The organism is Massilia antarctica, from assembly GCF_015689335.1.
GTDB classification, from domain to species: domain Bacteria; phylum Pseudomonadota; class Gammaproteobacteria; order Burkholderiales; family Burkholderiaceae_D; genus Telluria_A; species Telluria_A antarctica.
Genome location: NZ_CP065053.1, coordinates 7,404,716 through 7,426,038 on the forward strand (window position 1 = coordinate 7,404,716; position 21,323 = coordinate 7,426,038).

The 21,323-nt window shown below is 60.8% G+C and carries 20 protein-coding genes; 5 read left to right on the forward strand and 15 right to left on the reverse strand.

The genetic code is table 11. The features are described from left to right. Positions 1–446: 446 nt before the first annotated feature. The 6 genes from IV454_RS32415 to IV454_RS32440 form a co-directional block, all read right to left on the reverse strand. Positions 447–989, reverse strand: coding sequence for a hypothetical protein (locus IV454_RS32415; protein ID WP_206089644.1), 543 nt, complete (start codon positions 987–989; stop codon positions 447–449). Positions 990–1,161: 172 nt separating this feature from the next. Then, positions 1,162–1,650, reverse strand: a complete 489-nt coding sequence (locus tag IV454_RS32420) for a hypothetical protein (protein WP_206089645.1) — start codon at positions 1,648–1,650, stop codon at positions 1,162–1,164. Positions 1,651–1,759: 109 nt separating this feature from the next. Continuing rightward, a complete protein-coding gene (locus tag IV454_RS32425; protein WP_206089646.1) occupies positions 1,760–2,113 on the reverse strand; it encodes a hypothetical protein in 354 nt (117 codons plus the stop codon). 425 nt (positions 2,114–2,538) lie between these two features. After that, on the reverse strand, positions 2,539–2,919 hold the full coding sequence (locus IV454_RS32430; protein WP_206089647.1) for a hypothetical protein: 381 nt from the start codon (positions 2,917–2,919) through the stop codon (positions 2,539–2,541). A gap of 293 nt (positions 2,920–3,212) precedes the next feature. After that, complete coding sequence (locus IV454_RS32435; protein ID WP_229521969.1) at positions 3,213–4,628, reverse strand: HlyD family type I secretion periplasmic adaptor subunit; 1,416 nt, start codon at positions 4,626–4,628, stop codon at positions 3,213–3,215. Between the two features lie 15 nt (positions 4,629–4,643). Continuing rightward, positions 4,644–6,683: a peptidase domain-containing ABC transporter gene (locus tag IV454_RS32440; protein ID WP_307730201.1), complete on the reverse strand. Its 2,040-nt coding sequence runs from the start codon at positions 6,681–6,683 to the stop codon at positions 4,644–4,646. Between the two features lie 569 nt (positions 6,684–7,252). Here IV454_RS32440 and mutS point away from each other — a divergent pair. Beyond that, positions 7,253–9,934, forward strand: coding sequence for a DNA mismatch repair protein MutS (gene mutS / locus IV454_RS32445; protein WP_206089650.1), 2,682 nt, complete (start codon positions 7,253–7,255; stop codon positions 9,932–9,934). Then, a complete protein-coding gene (locus tag IV454_RS32450) occupies positions 9,931–10,887 on the forward strand; it encodes a hypothetical protein (protein WP_307730202.1) in 957 nt (318 codons plus the stop codon). Before mutS ends, IV454_RS32450 begins: the two co-directional genes overlap by 4 nt. A gap of 79 nt (positions 10,888–10,966) precedes the next feature. Here IV454_RS32450 and IV454_RS32455 read toward each other — a convergent pair whose 3' ends face one another. After that, positions 10,967–11,512, reverse strand: coding sequence for an FKBP-type peptidyl-prolyl cis-trans isomerase (locus IV454_RS32455; protein ID WP_206089651.1), 546 nt, complete (start codon positions 11,510–11,512; stop codon positions 10,967–10,969). Positions 11,513–11,591: 79 nt separating this feature from the next. On the opposite strand from IV454_RS32455, the gene IV454_RS32460 reads away from it, so the two are divergent. The 3 genes from IV454_RS32460 to IV454_RS32470 all read left to right on the forward strand — a co-directional run bounded on the left by IV454_RS32460 (position 11,592) and on the right by IV454_RS32470 (position 13,810). Then, the gene (locus tag IV454_RS32460) at positions 11,592–12,713 is read left to right on the forward strand and encodes a cupin domain-containing protein (RefSeq protein WP_206089652.1); all 1,122 of its coding nucleotides are present in this window, start codon (positions 11,592–11,594) and stop codon (positions 12,711–12,713) included. 12 nt (positions 12,714–12,725) lie between these two features. Beyond that, a complete protein-coding gene (locus IV454_RS32465; RefSeq protein WP_206089653.1) occupies positions 12,726–13,205 on the forward strand; it encodes a DUF7931 domain-containing protein in 480 nt (159 codons plus the stop codon). A 317-nt stretch (positions 13,206–13,522) separates the two neighbouring features. Beyond that, the gene (locus IV454_RS32470; RefSeq protein ID WP_206089654.1) at positions 13,523–13,810 is read left to right on the forward strand and encodes a hypothetical protein; all 288 of its coding nucleotides are present in this window, start codon (positions 13,523–13,525) and stop codon (positions 13,808–13,810) included. Positions 13,811–13,997: 187 nt separating this feature from the next. Here the strand turns inward: IV454_RS32470 and bamC are convergent, their stop codons facing one another. From bamC to IV454_RS32510, 8 genes are all read right to left on the reverse strand, one after another. Then, positions 13,998–15,167 carry an NlpB/DapX family lipoprotein gene (bamC, locus tag IV454_RS32475; RefSeq protein ID WP_229521970.1) on the reverse strand — a complete coding sequence of 390 codons (1,170 nt, stop codon included), beginning with the start codon at positions 15,165–15,167 and terminating at the stop codon, positions 13,998–14,000. A gap of 61 nt (positions 15,168–15,228) precedes the next feature. Beyond that, positions 15,229–16,113, reverse strand: coding sequence for a 4-hydroxy-tetrahydrodipicolinate synthase (gene dapA / locus IV454_RS32480; protein WP_206089655.1), 885 nt, complete (start codon positions 16,111–16,113; stop codon positions 15,229–15,231). Positions 16,114–16,184: 71 nt separating this feature from the next. Beyond that, positions 16,185–16,769, reverse strand: a complete 585-nt coding sequence (locus tag IV454_RS32485; RefSeq protein WP_206089656.1) for a class I SAM-dependent methyltransferase — start codon at positions 16,767–16,769, stop codon at positions 16,185–16,187. A gap of 14 nt (positions 16,770–16,783) precedes the next feature. After that, positions 16,784–17,986: a tryptophan--tRNA ligase gene (locus IV454_RS32490; RefSeq protein WP_206089657.1), complete on the reverse strand. Its 1,203-nt coding sequence runs from the start codon at positions 17,984–17,986 to the stop codon at positions 16,784–16,786. 3 nt (positions 17,987–17,989) lie between these two features. Beyond that, positions 17,990–18,754: a site-2 protease family protein gene (locus IV454_RS32495; RefSeq protein ID WP_206089658.1), complete on the reverse strand. Its 765-nt coding sequence runs from the start codon at positions 18,752–18,754 to the stop codon at positions 17,990–17,992. A 54-nt stretch (positions 18,755–18,808) separates the two neighbouring features. After that, positions 18,809–19,444 (reverse strand): L-threonylcarbamoyladenylate synthase, encoded by a 636-nt coding sequence (locus IV454_RS32500; protein WP_206089659.1) that lies wholly within the window; start codon positions 19,442–19,444, stop codon positions 18,809–18,811. Next, positions 19,441–20,325, reverse strand: coding sequence for a protease HtpX (gene htpX / locus IV454_RS32505; protein WP_206089660.1), 885 nt, complete (start codon positions 20,323–20,325; stop codon positions 19,441–19,443). Before htpX ends, IV454_RS32500 begins: the two co-directional genes overlap by 4 nt. A gap of 146 nt (positions 20,326–20,471) precedes the next feature. Then, entirely contained in the window at positions 20,472–21,305 is an 834-nt protein-coding gene (locus tag IV454_RS32510) for a 3',5'-nucleoside bisphosphate phosphatase (protein ID WP_206089661.1), read from the reverse strand. Positions 21,306–21,323: the final 18 nt, after the last annotated feature.

Genomic DNA, 21,323 nt, shown 5'->3' on the forward strand with positions numbered 1-21,323 from the left:
GGGGAGATCGTTCCGGGGTTCGGCGGTGGAGCCCAGAGTGCAATCTGCCGTACCGATGCGTCGTCACCCTTTCCTGTTTCACGAAGCCACCAGTTGACCATATCAAGCACCTGCTTGCGGGCCGCGCCACTTATTGCCAACCCAACATCTGCCGCGATATCTTTGAGGCCGAACGTGCCTTGGAAGGAAATATAGACTTTATTCGTCGACTTTTGCCTCCACATCGTGGCATCGAAGCCGCTCCCGCTAATGTCGTTGGATTCCATATGACTGATGATTTTGAAATCGTTTCCGATTAGCTCGGCCAAGATTGGGGTCATTCTATTCAGCAACTTTTCCTTTAACGCGAACCCTTCCAGACCATCTTTCAAATCCTTTGCATAAGCTGCATCGGACAAAATCGCATTGATGAAAATATCGTGCATATTCATTTTCTATTGCCCTAGCTAATTAATAATTTTGTAATCAAGGAAAAGATTTTCTTCTTCTTTGGGGGAGCACACTCCGCTAAAAATCAACGGGCTGCTTCCCTCGTTGATCTGGACATATCTAGTCAAACGTCCCTGGCCGGTTCTGAATACGACATAGCTAAGCATCAGTGATTTATCGCTTTCGTAGACGAACTCCCAAAGTTGGCTTGTCATGGCAAGCGCCACTCCGTCAATGCGCTTTCTTTCATGATGCACATATATAAGACGCGCCCCTTTTTTTTTCGCCATCTCCGGATCCTTATAGATCATCTGATGCTTGCATAATCTGCTGAACTGTACTGCTCCGATAATTTCATCGGCGATCGGAAGCGGGTAGCCAACGACAATGACAATCGTCGCAATCAACCTCTTATACCGAAAATCGACCAACCATGTGATACCTTTCGCCACCCACCAGAGTACACCGAACCAGATCACCATCAATATAAAATAGACTAATCCCATAACTACATCATCCTTTCTGGTTTCATTCGATCCTGCAGCACCTTCTTTAGGCACTCTCCTGTCATCTCAGCCGCCAAACCATTTACATATGTTGCATCAGCCAAGATCGCATTAACAAAAATATCATTCGCACTCATAAATATTACCCCATTTTAATTTATAACGTTGTTGCATCAGCCAAAATCGCATTGATGAAAGTATCGTGTATATTCATTTTTTGACTTTCTTAATTTACAATTTTGTAATAAATGTAAAGATTTTTATCTTCTTTCGGGTAGCACACTCCGCTAAAGATCAACGGGCTTCCTCCCTCGTTGAGCTGGGCATGTCGAGTCAAACGTCCCTGGCCCGTATTGAATACGACATAGCTAAGCATCACTGATTTATCGCTTTCGTTAACGAATTCCCAAAGTTCGCTCGTCATGGGCAGCGCCTTTCCTTCAATTTGCCTCTTTTCATGAGGATCAAATATGAGACGCGCACCTCTTTTTTTCTCCATGTCCGGATCCTTATAGATCACCTGGTGCTCGCATAATTTGCTGAACTGTATCGCGCCAATAATTTCATCAGCGAGCGGCAGCGGATAGACAATGACAATGACAATCAGCGAAATCAACCTCTTGTACCGATGATCGAGCCGCCATGTGAGACCCTTCACCACCCACCAGAGCACACCGAACCAGATCAACAGCAATGCCAGATAATATAATCCCATAACTACATCATCCTTTTAAATTTCTGCAAGTTGCTACGCATTTTCAAACCAACATCTGCCGCAAATGCAATCGCCCCGAGGACTGAGTCCACCGCGCAATGATTAACGTTCACACAAGCCTTCCCGAGTCGCGCCCTGCACCAGCGCCAAAAAATACTCGATAATTCGACGCTTGCCCGTTTTGATCTGCCGCGATACCTTTAACGCCGAACGTGCCTTGGAAGGAAATATATATTTTATTCGTAGACTTTTGCTTCCACGTCGTGGCGTCGAAGCCACTCCCCACGATATCGCCCGATTCCTTATGACTGATGACGCTGAATTCCTTTGAAATAAACTCGGCCAGAACCGGGCCATTCGCTCTTCCAGCAAAAATTTTAACGACATCCCTTCGGCACCGATCTACCAAATCATCCGCATAAGAAGCATTAGCCAAAATCGCATTGATGAAAATATCATACATATTCGTATATTTATATTTCCCGGATTAGTTAATAACTTTGAATTCGGCAAAAAAACGTGCGAAATCTTTTCAGCTGACACCTCCCGGAAGATCAGCGGCCTCCCTCCCGCGTTAATCTGGAGATTTCTGGCTAAGAATCTTTATCCTTGATTTTTTCCATGGAATTCCGCAATAACTGATCGAGAAGGGCCTTTTAAAGCCCAGAAGTCATGCCTTACCGGAGACCTTGGCAATCCCAGACTGAATGAGTGTGCTTCGAAAATTTATCCATTTCCCACCCTCTAATTTTTTTTCATATGCCGTTACATTAATAATTTCCAAGAATAAATCCTGCATTCGATCATGCTCATCAAATCTGAATTTAATGTTGACTTTTAATGCTGGGTCGGACCAGTTTGAAGTATCAAATGGAGCGCCAGTATTTTTTAATTTCCACTTTCTGACAAAACTACATACTGCATCTCTTGGTACGACGCCTTCAACACAATGACCACCATTTTTACAAACGTCGCCTCAATTTTATTTCGCTCTTGCTTTGCAAATAAATTACTTGCCAAAAATTCAATTTTTGATTTACTGATCCGACCTACTCCACTTACACCAGAACTATATCCGGGCGTCAAATTTCCATCTCCATAAGAATTTCGCACCAAGTCAGATAAAGTATCATTGCCCATCACGCTAAAATCATCAATCGCTTTCGGAAGGTAACATCCTGCCAACATCGAGGTCATCGATACGATTATCACGCCAATAAAACATTTTTTTAATCTCGACACGGACATTTTATCGTTACTAATTTTCATATTTATCCTCCAAAAACATCAGTTGAACCCAACTCGCTAGATTGCGAACCTCTTCATTATTTAACAAAAGATTTTGCAATTTTCTGAGAACCTGTCACCACCATTTTTTGGTATAGATATTTAATTTTCAACCTAAACCCTACCATAAATATTTCTCAAGCGCACCACTACAGAAATATAAAATAATAAAAATAAAATAGCTGTGACGTGAAACCTCTTACAGAACGATTTGCTTCTTTATTCCTCACCCCTCGATTTCGGTTCGACGTTGCGAGTAGCAGCTTTCCCGTCACTCATCGCTCGCGCGCCGCTTCAGAAACCGCTTTCTGCACCGGCGACAGCAGGTACTCCAACACTGTCCGTTGCCCCTGATTGATCTCGACCACCACCTGCATCCCAGGCGTGATATGAAGACGCTTGCCTTGCGGGTCTTTCAGCGCTTGCTGATCCAGGCGGATCCGCGCCTTGTAACTTGCGCTGCCGCTCGCCTGTCCATTACTCCCCTCTCTCCCTGCTTCCGGCCGTGGCGGTTCGCTGGCATCGGCGCTGATGTGAATCACCGTCCCGCTCAACATGCCATGCCGCTGAAACGGATAAGCCGCTAGCTTCACCTTGGCCCTCTGCCCCACCGCGACAAAACCCACGTCCTCGTTCTTGATATTCACATCCGCAAACAACAGCTCATCTTTCGGCACCAAAGTCAGCACAACCGCGCCCGGCTGCACCACCGCGCCGGTGGTGGTCGTCGCCAGATCCTTGATCACGCCATCCTGCGGCGCCCGCAACACCATCTGTCCTTCGCGATAGCTGCTCTTGTCCAGGCTCGGCTGCAACTGGCCCAGCTTGGCGCGAATCTCCGCCAGTTCGCGCTCCAGATCGCTTTTGTACGTGCTGTGCAGTTGGCTGAGTTTCTGACGTTGCGCCGCCATCGCCGAATTCAACGCAGCCACGGTCGAACGTTGTGCATCGAGGTCCCTGGCCTTTTCAACGGCCTCGCGCTCCTTGTCGGCACTCTGGCGCAGCGGCACATAGCCCTCCTGCGACAGCTCGGCCAAGCTCTTTGCGGCCGCCTGGTACGTGGGCAAGGTCTGCTCCAGCTTGGCCAGCGTTTCGCCAGCACTCTTCTTTTCAAACTCCATTTTCTGCAGCAGCGCCTTCTCCTGCTCCAGGCTATCGTTGAATGCGCCACGACGCGCCTGGTACTGGCGCTCCACCTGCGCGAACAGCAGCGCGTCATCCGCGGCCCGCGCCAGCATCGGTTTGCCGGACAGTTCAGCCTCGATGCGGCGCACCTGCATCCGCTGGATACCAAGGTCACTGCTGACCCCGGTCTTGTCGGCACTGGCGATGGTCGCATCCAGGCGCGCCAGAACCTGTCCGGCCTTGACCGTGTCGCCTTCATGCACCAGCAGTTCCTTGACCACACCCGCCTCGGATGGCTGCACGATCTTCACCAGGGTCTGCGGCGCCAGCTTGCCGTCGGCGCTGGCGATGACGTCAAGCTTGCCGAAGGCAGCCCACACGATCATGACCAGCACCAGTACCGACACCGCACGCAGCACTATGCGGCCTGCCGTGCTCGGGCCCTGCCGCTCGATGCGGCTCAGGGGATCGTGCCAGCGCTTGGGTGGGCGCAGCGGAATGACCGTGGCCCCGGAAGGGCCGGCCAGGGGTGGTGCCGCGGCGGCGGATGTTTGATTCGGGCTCATGGTAGTCATCTTTATTTATGCGGCGGTAGCGGGCGATTCGGCTTGCGGGCGCTCAGGGTTGCCGAGCGAAGCGGGAACCGGCGCCAGGGTGATGCGCTGCGCTCCGTTCGGACCGAGGCGGTAGACTGCGTCGAGCTGCAACCCTTTGGGCAAGCCGTGCGTAATGAACAGCATCGTCACCTTGCCGCGCAGGGCGTTGATGGTGTGGGCGAATTGTTCTGCGGTGGACTGGTCGAGCGCACTGGTCGCTTCGTCGAAAACCAGAATGCTCGGGCGCTTGAGCAAGGCACGCGCAATCGCGATGCGCTGCTTCTGCCCGCCGGACAGGCCGGCCCCGCGCTCGCCAATCTCGGTCTGGTAACCCTTGGGCAACGCTTCGATCGCGTTATGGATTTCCGCCATCTGGCAAGCCGCCGTGACCTGCTCGAAACTGGCATCCGGACTGGCCATCTGCAGGTTCTCGAAGATGGTTCCTGAAAACAGCACCGTTTCCTGCGGCACGACCCCGAAATGGCTGCGCAGCTCATTGGCCGACAGATAGCGGATATCCACGCCGTCGACCAGGATGCGCCCGGCGCTGGGCTGATAAAAACCTTGCAGCAGCTTGGCCAGGGTGCTCTTGCCGCAGCCGGAGGCGCCCATGATGCCGATGGTCTGCCCTGGTTGCACCGTCAGCGACAGGTTTTGATACACCAGCGGCAAGTGCTCGGCGTACTTGAAGGCGACCGTATCGATCTCGATCTTGCCGGCGCGCGCATTGGCGCGTGCGGGAACCAGGGAATACGGTTCCACCGGCGCATTCATCAGGTCGCCCAGGCGGTCGACCGACAGGCTGGCCTGCTGGAACTGCTGCCACAGTCCGACCAGGCGCAGCATCGGTTGCGACAGGCGGCCGGAAAACATCTGGAACGCGACCAGCATGCCAATCGTAAAGTCGCTGCTGTTCATCACCGTGTACGCGCCCACACCCAGGATGAGAAGGCTCATCAGTTGTTCAAGCAGGTTCGACAAGGAGTTGTAGCCATTCGCCAGTTGTTTGGTCGCCAGGCTGGCGTCGAGATAGCTGCCCAGGTAATTGCTGTAGCGTGCGTCGAGCTGCGGTTCCATCTGCAAGGACTTGACCGTTTCCAGGCCGCCGATGTACTCGGTCAGGAAGGCCTGGTTGCGCGCCCCCAGCAGGAACTGTTCTTGCAGGCGCGCCTGGAAGATCGGGGCAACGACCATACTCAGCACAACGATGACCGCCAGGATCGCCAGCACCACCAGGGTCAGGGTCACGCTGTAGTAAAACATGATCGCCACAAAGATCAGCAGGAAGGGCAAGTCCAGCACCAGGGTCACGGCCGCGCTGGAAATAAATTCGCGGATCGTTTCAACGCCATGCAGGCGCGCGGCAATGACACCGGTGGGCCGGTGCTGGAAATACATCGGCGGCAGCTTGAACAGGCGCCCGAATACGGAGGCGCCCAGGGCGGCATCGACCCGGTTACCGGTATGCAGCACCAAATACTGGCGCATCCACGACAGCGCCGCCGAAAACAGCATGAACACGGCCATGCCGATGGCAATGACAATCAAGGTGCTCTGGCTGTGGTGCACCACGACCTTGTCGATGATCGCTTGCGTAAACAGCGGCGTGGCCAGCGCGATCAGCTGGATCACTAATGAGGCAAGCAACACTTCCTGCCACAGTTTTTTGTGTTTCAGTAACTCCGGGACAAACCAGCTGAAGCCGAAACGGCGCGACTGGCGCGCCAGTTCTTCGCTGTCGGGGTCGCCGGCATCCACGTTGTCAGGTGTCACGCGCATGACTTTCCCCAGAAAACGCTCGGCAAACTCGGCCAGGGGAACGGTACGGGGTGCGCTATCGTGGGGTTCAACAATCAGGACATTGCCACGGTCCGCCTGCAGGATGAGGGCGGCAACGCAGCTGGCCTCAGGCCCCGCGCCATCCGTTTCATCGCCATCGCGCAAAAATGCAAGCAGCGGGAACGACTCCCCGTGCAGCTTTGCCGGCTTGACGGAGGCCACACTAGCCTTGAACCCGAATGACACAATGGCATTCGTCAGGGAAGCAATCGAGTGTGGCGCGGCCAATTGTTGCTGGGCTATTTCAGGGGAGTAAGGTTTTCTGTGGAGAGCACATAGGCTCTGTACAACCCAGAAAAATGATGCTTTGGTGACACCGGTGTGTTTCATATTGAACAAAAAACCTGCTGTGGAAGAACCGGACGACGCCCTCTGCGGCTCGTCTGGAAGGCGGATGAGGGAAGGCGCGGGAGGCCGACTGTTGACAATCAATCCGTTTCATAAACCAACTAAAAATTGCTAAATAGCATTGTAAACACTGTGCGGGACACTTAACCTTATATTTATATTATTATTTTTTCCCTGTCGTGTTTTTATAACCGCAAGTATTAAATTTCAATACTATTACTCGAGTAGAAGGAATCACTGGCGCCAAGCCGATCTGTCGCGGCAGGAACATGCAATGAGACATGGCGCCGGGCGCTCATCGGCTGCACGGTCGATCGCTTTGCCTCCTCCGCGTGCCGAGGCGGTAAAATGGCGGCCTCACGACGCGGCCGAGCAAACGCCGCGCCCGCACCGGATTGAAAGTAACGATGACCACCACCCCTTCAGAGATCAACGCCGCCGCCATCAAGAACGGCCCGACGGAAAAACACACGCCAATGATGCAGCAATATTTACGCATCAAGGCCGACTACCCGACCATGCTGGTCTTTTACCGCATGGGCGACTTCTATGAGTTGTTCCACGACGACGCCGAAAAAGCCGCGCGCATTCTCGGCATCACCCTGACCGCGCGCGGCGCCTCGAACGGCAACCCGATCAAGATGTGCGGCATCCCCTTCCACTCGCTCGACCCTTACCTGGCCAAGCTGGTCAAGCTGGGCGAGTCGTGCGCCATCTGCGAACAGATCGGCGACCCGGCCACCAGCAAGGGCCCAGTCGAACGCAAGGTCATGCGGGTGGTCACCCCCGGCACCCTGACCGATGCCGACCTGCTGCCCGAAAAGGCCGAACGTCCCCTACTGGCCGTGTGCATGATCAGCCAGCGCAAGGTCGTCACCACGGGACTGGCGTGGCTGTCCCTGGCCAGCGGCGGCCTGAAACTGATGGAATTCTCGGGCGACAGCCGCACCGTCGGCCTGCGCCTGCGCCAGGAACTCGAACGCATCGCCCCTGCCGAAATTTTGCGCGGCGATGGCGCCGAGCTGTTCGACGACGATGGCACGGCCCACACCCAGCGCGTGCCAGACTGGCACTTCGATGTCGTCGGCGGCCACAAGGCCCTGCTCGACCAGTTGGGCGTGGCCACCCTCACCGGTTTTGGCGCCGATGGCCTGGGCGCCGCGTTCGGCGCGGCCGGCGCGCTGCTGCGTTATGCCCAGTCGACCCAGGGCCGCGGCTTGCAGCATGTGCGCAGCCTGTCGACCGAAACCGAGAACGAATTCATCGGCCTCGATGCCGCCACCCGGCGCAACCTGGAACTGACCGAAACCATCCGCGGCCAGGAGTCGCCCACCCTGTTCTCCCTGCTCGACCACTGCCGCACGGCGATGGGTTCGCGCCTGCTGCGCCACTGGCTGCACCATGCGCGGCGCGACCAGAACGTGGCGCGCGCGCGCCATGCGGCCATTGCCGCGCTGGCCCAGAGCGATGCCGCCGGCGCCTTGTCGGCCACCCTGGCCGAGGTGCCGGACATCGAACGCATCACCACCCGCATCGCGCTGCTCTCCGCGCGCCCGCGCGACCTGGCCAGCCTGCGCGACGGCCTGCGCCAGTTGCCGGCCCTGCGCCGCTCGGTGCAGCATGCGTTCACGGAAGGCGAAGAAAGCCTGCTGGCCACCATCCACGCTGCGCTGGCCACCCCCGCCATCTCCCTCGACCTGTTAGAGCGCGCGGTCGCCCCGGAACCGGCGGCCATGGTGCGCGACGGCGGCGTGTTCGCGCGCGGCTTCGATGCGGAACTCGACGAACTGCGCGGCCTGTCCGAGAACGCCGGCCAGTTCCTGGTCGACCTGGAAACGCGCGAGCGCGCCCGCACCGGCATCGCCAACCTGCGGGTCGAGTACAACAAGGTGCACGGCTTCTACATCGAGGTCACGCACGGCCAGACCGACAAGGTGCCGGACGATTACCGCCGCCGCCAGACCCTGAAAAACGCCGAGCGCTACATCACGCCGGAACTGAAGGTATTCGAGGACAAGGCCCTGTCGGCGCAAGACAAGGCGCTGGTGCGCGAAAAAATCCTGTACGACCAGTTGCTGGCCGACCTGGCGCCGCACATCGGCACCCTGCAAACCATTTCGCAAGGGCTGGCGCAGCTCGACACCCTGACCGCCTTGACCACCCACGCGCTGCAGCACAACTGGTGCGCGCCGCAACTGGTGGGCGAGCCCTGCCTGGTGATCTGCGAAGGCCGCCATCCGGTGGTGGAAAAACAGATCGAGCGCTTCATCGCCAACGACTGCAAGTTCAACGACGAACGCCGCCTGCTCCTGATCACGGGTCCGAACATGGGCGGTAAATCGACCTTCATGCGCCAGGTGGCCTTGATCACCCTGCTGGCCTATATCGGCAGCTACGTGCCGGCCACCAGCGCGACGATCGGCCCGATCGACCGCATCTTCACCCGCATCGGCGCCACCGACGACCTGGCCGGCGGGCGTTCGACCTTCATGGTGGAGATGACCGAATCGGCGGCCATTCTCAACGGCGCCACCGCGCAGTCGCTGGTGCTGATGGATGAAGTGGGGCGCGGCACCTCGACCTTCGACGGCCTGGCGCTGGCCTGGGCCATCGCGCGCCACCTGATCGACGCGAGCCGCAGCTTCACCCTGTTCGCCACCCACTATTTCGAACTGACCCAGCTGCCCGAAAGCCACCCGAGCGCGGCCAACGTGCACCTGTCGGCGGTCGAGCACAAGGACAGCATCGTGTTCCTGCACGCGGTGCAGCCCGGACCGGCGTCGCAAAGCTACGGCTTGCAGGTGGCGCAGCTGGCCGGCGTGCCGCAGGCGGTGATCAAGGCCGCCCGCAAGCACCTGGCGCGGCTCGAATCGCAGGCGCTCGACAGCACGCCGCAGCTGGACCTGTTCGCGCTGCCGTGCGTGGAGCCGGACGACGACGCCACCACGCCGCCAGGCCCCCACGACGCAAGCAACGATGCACTGCACGAGGCACTACGCGACGCGCTGGCCGCCATCGATCCCGACGCCCTGACCCCGCGCGAAGCGCTCGAGCAGCTGTATCAGCTCAAGCGCCTGGCCGCGCCATGATGCGCGGCGCGCCACTTGCCGCGCTCCTGTGCGCGGCCCTGCTGGCGGTGCGCGCCGACGCCGGCGCCGCGCAGGCGCGCACGGCGCCCGTCAAGGGCCCGGCGCCCTACCAGTTCGCCATCATCGGCCACCGCTTCACCGATGGCGGCGGCGACGCCCAGCTCGAACAAGCCATCGCCGCCAGCGACGATGGCGCGGTCGCCTTCGTGGTCGCCACCGGCATCAAGGGCGAGCGCGAGCCGTGCAGCGACGAGTTGTACACGCAGCGGCGCGACCTGTTCGCGCAGGCGCGCCGGCCCATGATCGTGGCCCCCGCCGCCAGCGACTGGAGCGGCTGCACCAATGGCGCCGGCAGCCAGCTGGCGGTGGACCGCCTGAACCGCATGCGCGAACTGTTTTATCCCGACGCCGATTCGCTCGGCAAGCGCAAGCTGCCCTTGACGCGCCTGTCGGCTACCTCGCAGTTCCGCAGCTATGCCGAGAACGCGCACTGGGTGATGGGGAGCGTGCTGTATGCGACCATGAATCTGCCCTCGGATAATAATCACTACCGTCCCGAGGCGGGCCGCAACAGCGAGTTCGAGGACCGCGCCGTGGCCAACCGCTTCTGGCTCAAGCGCCTGTTCGGCATCGCCAACCGCAAAAAGCTCGACGCGGTGGTGCTGTTTACCGAAGGCGACATGAAGGCGCACAGCGACAAGCCGGGGCTGCTGGCCATGCTGGGACCGGGCGAGAGCCGCCAGGACGGCTATGCGGCGGCGCGCCACCAGGTGCTGACGATGGCGCAAAAATTCGCGGGGAAGGTGCTGCTGATCGATACCGCGGCACCAGCGGGGCCGGCGCCGGCGATCGCCTGGCGCGCCAACCTGGGGCATGTGAGCGTGGGATCGGAGGTGCTGCGCATGCGCGTGGCGCCAGGCAGTGAAAAAATGTTCCTGCTTCAGAAACCGTAAAGCGCCACGCGCTGCCGGCCGTCGGCCCTGGCAGCGCGCGCCTGCCAGGCGACCCGTGGGCCGCCCGGCAAGCCGGGGTTTAATGCACGGGGTGGCTGCGGAAGTGGTCGCCCTCTTCGCCGTCATCGTCCTCGTCGTCATGGTCGTGGCCATGCGCGCCATGCACGTGGCCGTGCGCGATCTCGACATCGAGTGCGTCGCGCACGTCGGTTACTTCCAGTTCGAAGCGCAACGCCATGCCGGCCAGCGGGTGATTGCCGTCGAGGACAACCTTGTCGTCGGCGATGTCGGTCACGGTGAAGATCATGGCTTCTTCCGAACCATCCGGGCCGTCGGGCATGCCTTCGAACTGCATGCCGACTTCGAGCGGCTCCGGCAGGCGTTCGCGCGCTTCGACCTTGACCAGGGAGGAGTCGTAGTCGCCGAACGCATCATCGGGTTCGATCTGCAGGACGCAGGCATAGCCCGTTTCCTTGCCATCGAGTTCTTCTTCAATCTTCGGCAGGGTATTTTCGTAACCGCCGTGAAGATAGACCATCGGCTTGCTGCCGTCTTCGATCAGATTGTTCTGCGCGTCGGACAATTTATATTTGACCGTTACGACCGTGTTTTTGGCAATCTTCATAGTGCTTCCTTTCAGTGTGTACTGGCGGATTATACCTCCCCGCTGCCTTGCCCTGTTTCGGACTTGGTTATAATGTCGCATGAAAAAATTAACGCTCTTGGGCGATATCACGCCCGCCCAGTTTTTACGCGATTACTGGCACAAGAAACCGCTCTTGATCCGCCAGGCAATCCCCGGCTTCAAGCCGCTGCTCAAGTTCGAGGCCCTGGCCGCGCTCGCCAAGCTGAACCACGTCGAATCGCGCCTGATCACCCAGGTCGACGGCGACTGGAGCATGCAGCACGGTCCGCTGACCGAACTGCCGCCACGCACCCAGCGCGAATGGACCATGCTGGTGCAGGGCGCCAACCTGGCCGACAAGGGCGCCGATGCGCTGCTGCGCCAGTTCCGTTTCATCCCGGACGCCCGCCTGGACGACCTGATGATCAGCTACGCCACCGATGGCGGCGGGGTCGGTCCGCACTTCGATTCCTACGATGTGTTCTTGCTGCAGGCGCACGGCAAGCGCCGCTGGCGCATCGGCGCGCAAAAGGATTTGTCCTTGGTCGAAGGCAAGCCGCTCAAGATCCTCAAGAACTTCAAGCCGCAGGAAGAATTCCTGCTCGAAGCGGGCGACATGCTGTACCTGCCGCCCCACTACGCCCACGATGGCGTGGCCGAGGGCGAGTGCATGACCTACTCGATCGGCTTTCGCTCGCCGTCCTACCAGGAACTGGGCGAAGCGTTCCTGCAATTCATGGCCGACTCGATCGACCTGCCAGGCCGCTATGCCGATCCGGACCTGGAAGTGGCGAAACACCCGGCCGAAATTCCGCGCAACATGCTGGCGGCGATTACCGAGGAAATGAACAAGGTGCGCTTCACCGAGGAAGACGTGACGATTTTCGTCGGCGAGCACATGTCCGAACCGAAGCATAATGTGTTCTTCACGGGCCCGGCCAAGCCGCTGACCATGGGCCGCTTCGCCGAGACGGCGGGCAAGCGCGGCGTGGCGCTCTCGCTCAAGTCGCAGATGCTGTATCGTGGCAAGCACGTGTTCATCAACGGCGAATCGTTCGCCGTGGGCCGGGCCGACAAGGCCGTGCTCGACGTGCTGGCCAACGAGCGCGCCCTGCCCGGTACCGCCCTGGCCGGCGCGTCCGACGATGTGATGGAAGCGCTCTACACCTGGTACCAGGATGGATGGATTGAACTCGCCTAAAGGAATGCAGCCATGACCGACCTTACCGCCCTGCCATTCAACTCGCACGCCGAATTCGAGGCGCAGCTGCGCGACTGCCTGGGGCGGGCGCGCTCGACCTTGCAACTGTTCGATCCGGATTTTTCGGTCTTTCCGCTCGGTAGCAGCGAGACCGATGCCGCACTGCGGCATTTCCTGGCCGGCGGTGGCGCGATCCAGATCGCCATGCATGACAGCGCCCATATCGAACGCCACTACCCGCGCTTCCTGCGCCTGCTGCGCGAGTTCAACCACAAGATCGAGGCGCGCGCGACGCCGCGCTCCCTGCATCACCTGACCGATTCCTTCTGCATCGCGGACGGCATGCATATCGTGCGCCGCTTTCACAGCGACCACATGCGCGGCGAAGCCAGCTTCGACCTGCCCAAGGCGACTGAACTGAGCCAGGAAAGATTCGCGGGAATCTGGATCGAGGCCGTTTCAACCTTGCATCCGACCACCACAGGTTTGTAAGGGTTTGTAAGGCCTAAAACCGGACGGTCAGAATATAAATCGGAGTTGTCGCAAAATGACCGATGAAATAAGCATAAAGATGTCTTTTATCACAAGATGAATGTTGCCAGTTCGCAAAAAGCTTCCATAAAAGCATCTTCCCGCTATTGCGGAGCACCAAATTTAGCTATAATATCGGGTTAGGAAGTTTCCGTTGTCTGTCAAGCACCATTACAGGTACGAAAGCTAACGAGAATTCCCTAACGAGCGATAATTACCGGTAATTATTCATCGCAACATACGTCGTCATAATTTAGTGAATTAATTAAGGAAAACCCATGAAAAAATCTTTGCTGATCGTCTCCCTGTTGGCCGTTGCCCTGGCTGCTTGCACCAAAAAAGAACCAGAAGCAGTTGTTACCCCAACCCCAGTTGTGGAAACCCCAGCAGCGGTTACTCCGCCAGCAGCTCCAGTTGATGCTGCAGCTCCAACTCCAGCAGCAACCGAAGCCGCTAGCGCTGCAGCAACCGCTGCTTCGGCCGCTTCCGTAGCTGCTGACGCTGCTAACGCCGCTTCGGTTGCCGCTTCGGCTGCTGCTTCGGCTGCTGCATCCGCTGCCAAGTAATCAGCGCGATTTGAAAAGGCCGGCCCGCGGGCCGGTTTTTTTTCGCCCGCAGGTTTGCGTCCACGCCGTCTTGCGCGCGCAGGCGGGGCCGATGGCAGCCGTGCCCGGCGCCGCTTCAGCGCCCGTTGCCCGTGCAGCGGCGTAAAAAAACCGGCCTCGGCCGGTTTTTTTATTGCTGCATCGACGTTTACTTCAATTCGTCGCTCAGCAGTTTCAGGATCTTGGCGCCGGTCGGCGAGGTTTCCGCCTTGCCGTCGTTACTCTGCACCGCCACCTTGCTCACCGTCGCGCCGGCTTCCGACTTGACCGTCACCCGGAAACGCTGCGCTTCCTTGGCCTTGTCCGAGGAGGCGCCAAAGCTGAACAGCTTGCTCAGGAAACCATCTTTCGCGGCCAGGTCGGGATCGACATAGCGCACGAAATACACGCCCTGCACGCGGTCGCGGTCTTCCACCGTGAAGCCGACCCGGTCCAGCGCCAGGCCGACCCGGCGCCAGGCGCGGTCGAAGCCTTCGTCCACTTCCACCGTGTCGCCCACCAGCTTGGCGTGCTGGGGCGCCACCACCGCCGCGGCCACGGCCGCTTCGGCCGGCTTGACGTCGGCCATGCCCGACAGCTTGGCCACCAGGCGGCTCAGGAATTGCGCTTCCAGGCCCGGATCGTTCGGACGTACGGTCCAGGTGGTCGAATCCTTTTGGGCGCCGACCAGCACTTCTTCCGCGCCGCGGTGGCTGATGTAGATTTCGGTGCCGTTCGGGGTGCGCTCCAGGCGCGTGCGGAACTTGTCGCGCTCGCCCGTCGAGTACAGCGAATCGAATACCTTCCCGATCGACTGGCGGATGAAGTCTTGCGGGATCTTCGAGCGGTTCTCGGCCCAGTCGGTCTCCATGACGCCGGTGGTGGCCGACTCATTGATGATGGTAAAGCCCGAATCGGCCCAGAACTGCTTGAGCTGCGGCCACAGCTGCTCCGGCGTCTGGTTCACCACCAGCCAGCGCTGGTTGCCGCTGCGCTCGATCCGGACGCCATCGGTGCCGGCCACGGCCACCGCTTGCCCGCTTGGGGCCGGCATGGCCGTCGTGCCCTTGGGCTGCTGGTAGGTCGAGGCGCTGGCCACGCCGCGCGTTTCGGGAATGCTGTAGCGGTTGTCGCGCTCGAGCTGGGTCAGGTCGGGCGGCACGTCCAGGGTGGCCGCCTTCTTGGCGCCGCGGTAATCGAGCTTGTCCTGTTCGATGACGGAACTGATCATGCCGCAGCCGGACAGGCTGACCATCAGCGCCGAAAGCACCAGGCCGCGCGTCGCCGCCGGAGGAAATGCCGTGGCCGAGGCCGAAGTAATTGTCTTACGAATAGTCATGTCGTTACTGGATGAGAAGCTGAAAGGCAGCTGGTGTCTGGGATGATCCAACCCTTGCGGGTCAGGGCTGTGGTAGGACGCCGGCTTCGCGCAGGGCGGCGCGGACCGCATCGTGGCAGTCTTGCCCCAGCGGCGCCAGGGGCAGGCGGATGCCGTCAGGCATCAGGCCCATTTCCGCCATCGCCCATTTGACCGGGACCGGGTTCGGCTCGATGAACAGTTTCTGGTGCAGCGGCATGACCTTGTTATTGATCGCGACGGCGCGGGCGATGTCGCCGCTCATCGCGGCCACGCACAGCTCGTGCATCGCGCGCGGCGCCACGTTGGCCGTGACCGAAATATTGCCGGCACCACCGCACAGCATCAAGGCCAGCGCGGTCGGATCGTCTCCCGAGTAGAGGGCGAACGAGGGGTCGACATTGCGCAGCAGTTCCAGGGCGCGCGCGATGTTGCCGGTCGCATCCTTGAGGCCGACGATATTCGGAATGGCGGACAGGCGCACGATGGTCTCGTTGCTCATGTCGGCCACGGTACGGCCCGGCACGTTGTACAGGATGATAGGCAGGTCGACCGCTTCGGCGATGGCCTTGAAGTGGCGGTACATGCCTTCCTGGGTCGGACGGTTGTAGTACGGCACCACCAGCAGCGCGGCATCGGCCCCGACTTCCTTGGCGAATTCGGTCAGCTTGATCGCTTCGGCGGTCGAATTGCCGCCGGTGCCGGCAATGACTGGAATGCGGCCCCGGGTATGCTCGACGGCCAGCTTGACCAGTTCGCAGTGTTCCTCGACGCTGACGGTGGCCGATTCGCCCGTGGTGCCGACGATGACGATGCCATCGGTGCCCTCGGCGATGTGCCAGTCGATCAGCTTGCGCAGGCCCGGATGGTCCAGACTGCCGTCTGCATGCATCGGGGTGACGATTGCTACTATGCTGCCCTTGATCATATGTAGGTAACTATGCTGGTAAGTAAAAGCCTGATTGTAGCGGATCGTCCGCCGGAATGGTTCATTGTTGACTAGAATCGCGCTTCGGTCGGCGCCGCGCCCCCGTCCAGACGGGCATCGGCGCGCGCAAAATCGGCCCCGGCGGCGCACAGGCGCTGCACCATGGCCGCCTTGGGCAGGCTGGTGAAACCGTCTTCGAAGGCCAGCACGCGCAAGTGATGGGCCGCCGCCTGGCGCAGCAGCTCGCCCTCGTGCAGCAAGAAGGCGGGATTGCTCGGGCGGCCAAATTCTTCATTTCCGCACGCAAAGGTTTCATAGATCAGCAAACCACCCGGCGCCAGGCTGCGCACCAGTGCGGGGATGAGCGGGCGGTGCAGGTAATTGGTCACGACGATCACGGCAAAGCGCCCCTCCCCGAACGGCCAGGGCGCGCTGCCGTCTTCGAGGTCGAACTGCATGGTGCTGATGCCTTCGCCCGCGGCGGCGGCGAGGGCCTCGGGGTCGCGGTCGAGCGCGATCACCGGGTGGCCGAGCGCGGCCAGCAGACGTGCGTGGCGGCCGCTGCCGCAAGCCAGGTCGAGCGCCTCGCCGCGCGGCGCCAGCGGCGCGAAGCGGGCGATCCAGGCGGAGGCGTCAGTAGTGAGTGTGTCGGTCATCAAGAATTCCTTTATCAAGTGTAAGCCAGGCCCATCGCTTCGCGCACGTCGCGCATGGTTTCCTGTGCCAGTTTGCGCGCCGTTTCGCAGCCGTCGGCGACGATGGCGCGCACCAAGGAGGGGTCGTCCAGGTATTGCTGGGCACGTTCGTGCATCGGTTCCTGTTCCTTGACGATGGCGTCGATCACCGGCTGCTTGCATTCGATGCAGCCGATGCCGGCCGTGGTGCAACCCTGGACCACCCAGTCGCGGGTCGCTTCGTCGGAATAAACTTCGTGCAATTGCCATACCGGGCATTTGCGCGGATCGCCAACGTCGCTGCGGCGCACGCGCGCCGGGTCGGTCGGCATGGTGCGCACTTTCTTGACCACCGACTCCTTGTCTTCGCGCAGGGAAATGGCGTTGCCATAACTTTTTGACATCTTGCGCCCATCCAGCCCGGGCAGGCGCGAGGCCACCGTCAGCTTCGCCTGCGGCTCGACCAGGATCAGCTTGCGGCTGCCTTCCAGGTAGCCGAACAGGCGCTCGCGGTCGATCATCGACAGGCTCTGGGCATCGTTGAGCATGGCGTGGGCTTGCTCCAGCGCATCGTCCTTGCCTTCCTGCTGGTAAGCGGTGCGCAATTCCTGGTACAGCCGGGCGCGCTTGCTGCCGAGCTTCTTGACCGCTTCCAGCGCCTTTTCCTCGAAGCCTTTTTCCTTGCCGTACATATGGTTGAAGCGGCGCGCGATCTCGCGCATCATTTCGATGTGCGGCACCTGGTCGTCGCCCACCGGCACCTGGCTGGCGCGGTAGATCAGCACGTCGGCCGCCTGCAGCAGCGGATAGCCGAGGAAGCCGTAGGTGGCCAGGTCCTTGTTACTGAGGTTCTCGATCTGGTCCTTGTAGGTCGGCACCCGTTCCAGCCAGCCGAGCGGCGTGGCCATCGACAGCAGCAGGTGCAGTTCGGCATGCTCGGGTACGCGCGACTGGATGAACAGGGTCGCCTGCGAGGGGTCGACCCCGGCCGCCAGCCAGTCGACCAGCATGTCCCAGGTGCTGCGCTCGATGATGCCGGGGTCGTCGTAATGGGTGGTCAGGGCGTGCCAGTCGGCCACGAAAAACAGGCAAGGCTGTTCCGCCTGCATCTTGATCCAGTTTTTGAGGGCGCCGTGGTAATGGCCAAGGTGCATGGTGCCCGTCGGGCGCATACCGGAAACAACACGATCTGGGTACATGAATTAACTCAGGAAAAAAGAAAAGGGAGACGCGACCCGGGAAAAGGCGGCAATCGCCACCGTCATCGCCTTGAACAGGAAGCTGTCGAGCACATGCAGGCGCATCAGCAGGATGAAGGCGGCGAAAATGAGCACGTCGATCACGGCCACATCATTCACGAGCCGCAACAGGCGCTTGGGCAAGGCCGCCAGCATGGCGCCCGGCAGCAGGGACGCCAGGGTGCGCCCGCCATCCGGCGGCACGGTCGGCAGCAGGCGCAGCACGCGTTCGGGCAGCACGCTGGCCAGCACATGGCTGCCGTCGAGCGGCGGAATGGGCAGCAGGTTGAACACCATCATGACCGCGTTGACGCTCACGCCGGCGCGCACCATGTCGAACAGGAAGCGCTCGCCCACGCCGGCGGCGGCCAGCAGGATGCCGATGATGGTCCACGCCACGCCCATGGCGAAATTGGCGGCCGGGCCGGCCAAGGCCACGAAAGCCATGTGTTTCTTGGGATTGCGCAGGCGGTCGTATTCCACCGGGACCGGCCTGGCGTAACCGAAGGGCAACTGGATCAGCCAGTACAGCACCAGCGGCAAGGCCACGGTGCCGAAGGGATCGATGTGACGCAGCGGATTGATGCTCAGGCGACCTTCGTTGGCCGCGGTCGGATCGCCGAAATACCGGGCCACGTAACCATGCGCCACTTCATGCAGGGAAATGGCGAACAGGACCGGAATCGCGAACACAAACAGTGCCTGCATGGTCTGGTGAGTGCTATTCATCGCACGATTCTAGCAGAGCGGGCGCACGGCCCCGGAACTGCGGCGGGCGGCGGTTCAGAGGCCGAACACGGCGGCATCGCCGCGGCCCTGGCGCACCAGCACCACGTCGTCGCCGGTCAGGTCGATCACGGTGGTCGGTTCGAGCGAGCAGGCGCCGCCATCGACGATCAGGTCGACCTGCTTGTCGATGCGCGCGCGGATGCTGTCGGCGTCGGTCAGCAGCTCGCTGCCTTCGCCGTCAAGGTCGGGCAGGATCAGGGTGGTGCCCAGCAGCGGCTGGCCCAGTTCGGCCAGCAGGGCCTGGGCGATGGCGTTCTCGGGCACGCGCAAGCCGATGGTCTTGCGCGAGGGGTGAGACAGGCGGCGCGGCACGATCCGGGTCGCTTCCAGGATCACCGTGTACGGACCCGGTGTAGCGGCCTTGAGCAGGCGGAACTGGCGGTTGTCGACCCGCGCGTAGACGGCGATCTCGGACAGGTCGCGGCACAGCAGGGTCAGGTGGTGTTTTTCATCGATGCCGCGGATACGGCGCAACTTTTCCACCGCCCCCTTGTCGTCCAGATGGCACACCAGGGCGTAGCATGAATCGGTCGGCAGCGCGACGATGCCGCCGGCGTGGATGATCTGGGCGGCCTGCTTGATCAGGCGCGCCTGCGGATTGTCGGGGTGGATCGCGAAAAATTGGCTCATGCGGGAGGCAGGTTGTTGAGGGCGGCGATACGTTCTTCCATCGGCGGGTGGGTGGCGAACAGGGCGCCCCAGGCCGAACCGGGGCCGGAAATGCCGAACGCCGACATTTGCGACGGCAAGGTGCCGGGGGCCAGGCCGCCCAGGCGCGCCAGCGCCTGCTGCATGGGGCGCGGGCTGCCCAGCAGCCTGGCCGAGCCGGCGTCGGCACGGAATTCCCGTTGGCGCGAAAACCAGGCGACGATGATCGACGCGACCAGGCCGAACACCAGTTCGCACACGAAGACGGTGACCATGTAGCCGATGCCGGGACCACGGTCGCTATTACCGCGCAGCACGACCTTGTCGACGAAAAAGCCGACCACCCGCGCCAGGAACACCACGAAGGTATTGACCACGCCCTGGATCAGGGTAAGGGTGACCATGTCGCCATTGGCGACGTGGGCCACTTCGTGGCCGAGCACGGCTTCGATGTCATCGCGGTCCATGCTTTCCAGCAAACCGGTGGAGACGGCGACCAGGGCGGAATTCTTGAATGCGCCAGTGGCGAAGGCATTCGGCGCGCCCTCGTACACGGCGACCTCGGGCATGCTGATGCCGGCCCGCTCGGCCAGCTTGCGCACGGTATCGACCAGCCACACCTCGCTGGGATTGACCGGGTTGTCGATCACGCGCGCGCCGGTCGACCACTTGGCCATCGGTTTGCTCATCAGCAAGGAAATGAAGGATCCGGTGAAGCCGACCACGGCCGAAAACACCAGCAACTGGCCGATGTTGATGCCGGACGCACTGACCGCACGCGCGATGCCGAACACGTTCAGCACCACGGTCAAGACCAGGATCACCGCAAGGTTAGTGGCAAGGAACAGCAAAATGCGCTTCATGGCAAGCCTCCCGGCTGCGAGATGAATGAACAGGAAAACAAGATAGGGTTGGCCGCTACAAATACAAGAGCCGCGCCGCCGCGCCCATGGCGCGCCGGGCGCGTTTTAAGCCTGCGGTAAGCATCCGGCCCAGCCTAGGTCAACCTTCAGAACCAGTCGTGCCAGACCGGCTTGACGCTCGATGGCAGCGGCGGCAAGGCCGCGAAATCGACCCGCGACTCGCCAGGCGCGTGAAAATCGGTGCCGCGCGACGCCAGGAAGCCATAGCGCCGCGCTTCCTCGGCGTACAGGTGATACTGGTCCGGCGTGTGGCTGCCCGTGACAACCTCGATCGCCGTGCCACCCAGTTGCTTGAATTCATCGAACAAGGCGCCCTGCCCCACCATGCCCAGCTTGTAGCGGCCCGGATGGGCGATGACGGGAATCCCGCCGGCGCCGCGGATCCAGCCGACCGCCTGGGTCAGGCTGGCCCAGCGGTGCGGCACATAACCGGGCTTGCCTTCGACCAGGTATTTACGGAACACTTCCGGGATATTCGCGCACACGCCGGACTCGACCAGGTAGCGCGCGAAATGGGTGCGCGACATCAGGTCGGGATTATCGACGAACTTGAGCGCGCCCTCGTAGGCGCCGGGGATGCCGGCGCGGGCCAGTTGCTCGGCCATGTCGCGCCCGCGCGCATCGCGTCCGCTGCGGGTGGCGGCCAGGCCCTGCACCAGGCCGGGATTGTCGGCATCGATCTGCAAGCCGACGATGTGCACGGTATGGTTGGCCCAGGTGATCGAGATTTCGACGCCGGACACGAAATGCATGCCCAGGTCGGCGGCCGCCGCGCGCGCGGCGGGCACGCCGCCGACTTCATCGTGGTCGGTCAGGGCCCACGCGTTCACCCCCGCCTTGTGCGCGTAGTTGGCGACGGCGGCAGGCGCCAGGACGCCGTCGGACACGGTCGAGTGACAATGGAGATCTACATTCAGCATACGCAGGCAAGGCTCGGA